Source organism: Mycobacterium sp. (genome assembly GCF_036273375.1).
GTDB lineage: Bacteria > Actinomycetota > Actinomycetes > Mycobacteriales > Mycobacteriaceae > Mycobacterium.
Genome location: NZ_DASUHS010000234.1, coordinates 1 through 2,256 on the forward strand (window position 1 = coordinate 1; position 2,256 = coordinate 2,256).

The window sequence follows — 2,256 nt, forward strand, 5'->3', positions numbered from 1 at the left end:
CCGACCTGAAGGGCGCCAAAGGTTAACTGCGACGGTGTGCGATCTGAAAGACGTTGCCGTGCTTGTCCGCGATGATGGCTCGCCGATCACCCCAAGGAACGTCGCGGGGCTCCTCCACGGTGGCGGCTCCTGCGGCGATGCCCCGCTGGTAGGTCTCGTCCGCGTCGGTGACGTAGACGTAGAGCAGGGCGGGGAAGGCGTCCCGCTCGCTGGTGTCCGAGACCATGATCAGCGAATCGCCGATCCGCACTTCGGTAGGCCGCCCGGCAACGATTTCGCCGGAAGCATCGAAGCACGCGCGCAGGAACTCGACCTCATCCGCCACGTCACTGACGATCATTCTCGGAGTGACCGAGTGGTAACCCGCCGGCGGGTCGACGCGTTGAATCATGACCCATTTTCTATCGCTTGAAACGCCAATGCTACGACGGCCGAGATGCTAGCGACCCTCATGAGATCCCTCGAGGGGGGTGAGTATTTACTGTATGAGAGAAGAAGTGATCGGCCCAGAATATTTACATCTGCGACACGACCAGCCGCCAGCCGATGGCCGACGAGCGCGACACCGGGTATCGACGGCTGAACCCGGTATCGAAAACGATTCACCAGGAGGGCCCACGATGGAGGTCATCGGCCCTTTCTCGAACACCATCAGGTTCTGCCAGACGGTAGTGCAGCTTTAAGTGTCGACTCAGCGGTCGCATTCGCTTGGCGATTGGGTCAACGAGGTGAGTGTCATCGCGACGATGAAGACGTAGGCGATGGTGTCCAGGACGTAGATCGCATGTGGGGTGTGCTCGACGCCGGTCCGGAATCGGTGCTCATCGAGGACGACCGAGGCCACGGGGTGCGTCGACCATCGACATGGTGGTCTGCTTGCGGCGTGAGGTGCAATTGCGGCGCAGGATTTCGGGATTCCGCGCATCGTGGCTTAAGCAATCTGGGAGTGTAGCTGCGCGTCGAGCCTTCCCGTCCGTGACTTAGATCGCGGACCAACCGCCGTCGACGCTGAGGATGGCGCCGTGGATATTTGACGCTGCCGGGCTGGCCAGAAACACCACGGCGTCTGCCACCTCCGTCGGGGTGCTCATCCGTCGTGAGGGTATGCGTGCCAGCACCGGTGCCAGGTGATCGGCGTACTCGCGTTGGCGTTCGGTCGCGATAGGTCCCGGTGCGACGGCGTTGACGCGAACGCCGGCCGACCCATACTCGTCGGCCCACGATGTTGTCAGGGAATGGATCGCCGCTTTGTTGGCGCTGTACACCGCCGAGCCGCTCGCCCCGCGCAGACCCGTGATCGAACCGATGTTGACCACCGCGCCCCCACCATCGCGCGCCATCTGGGGTGCTATCACACCTGTTAGCAGGAAAGGCGCGAAGACGTTGACCGAGAACGCATCCCGCAGTAACTCGGCAGAAACCTCGGCGGTGGGTGTCGGCATCAGCAGCATCGCGGCGTTGTTGACCAGGATGTCCAGTCGGCCGCCGGCGAGCTCTGTGGCGCAAGATGCGAGCCGGTGAATCTTCTCGCCGTCGCCGGCGAGGTCGGTCCGCGCGAATGCGGCACCCCCGCCCGCCGAGCGGATGTCGGCGACGACGGCGTCCCCGCGGGTCTTGTCCCGTCCAGTGACGACGACGAAGGCCCCCGCATGAGCTAGAGCGTGAGCAACGGCAACGCCGAGTCCGCCGGTAGACCCGGTGACCAACGCCGTGCGGCCCGACAATGGGGCTGTGGAAGAAGTCATGAATCCATCTTTCGGGACGATCGAGATCACCATCGGCTTTGAAGCCTGGTCGAGTTTGGGTACTCACCGAAACTCGTCGGTGTCAGTCGAGTTTGACGGCGGTGTGGTAGATGCCGCGGTGCGCGGTCCAGGTTGAACTCGGTGCCGAAGCATAGGAATCGAGCTCGCGCCGAAACTCGGGTGCGTGTGTTGCGGCCTCGAAATGGGCTCGGCTGCGCCACTTGCTGACGTTGATGAGTTGGAATTCGGTTCCTGCATCGATGGCCCGGTGCAGTTCGGCAGAGATGAATCCGTCGGCGGAGCTTATCAGGCGTGATCGATGTTCCCACTGGCTGATGAACGTGTCGATCCCGTCGGCGGGGATGTCGAAGACGTTGATGAAGGTGATCGCAGATTCGTCGGTCGTATTCACGAGGGCTCCTAGTGCTTTCAGAAGATGGCGATCGGGTTGACGGGAAGTCCTGTGGCACCGGCGATTCGGGGCGGGGCAACGACCAGCATGAAGCTGTGC

4 protein-coding genes are annotated in these 2,256 nt (G+C 62.6%); all 4 read right to left on the reverse strand.

Annotation, left to right across the window (positions count from 1 at the left end; genetic code table 11):
• Positions 1-22 precede the first annotated feature (22 nt).
• Complete coding sequence (locus tag VFW69_RS20625; RefSeq protein WP_526504039.1) at positions 23-391, reverse strand: VOC family protein; 369 nt, start codon at positions 389-391, stop codon at positions 23-25.
• Between the two features lie 300 nt (positions 392-691).
• Positions 692-844, reverse strand: coding sequence for a hypothetical protein (locus VFW69_RS20630; protein WP_526504041.1), 153 nt, complete (start codon positions 842-844; stop codon positions 692-694).
• Between the two features lie 136 nt (positions 845-980).
• Entirely contained in the window at positions 981-1,745 is a 765-nt protein-coding gene (locus VFW69_RS20635; RefSeq protein ID WP_526504043.1) for an SDR family NAD(P)-dependent oxidoreductase, read from the reverse strand.
• A gap of 82 nt (positions 1,746-1,827) precedes the next feature.
• The coding region (locus VFW69_RS20640) for an antibiotic biosynthesis monooxygenase family protein (protein WP_526504045.1) at positions 1,828-2,256 on the reverse strand (429 nt) is incomplete at its 5' end.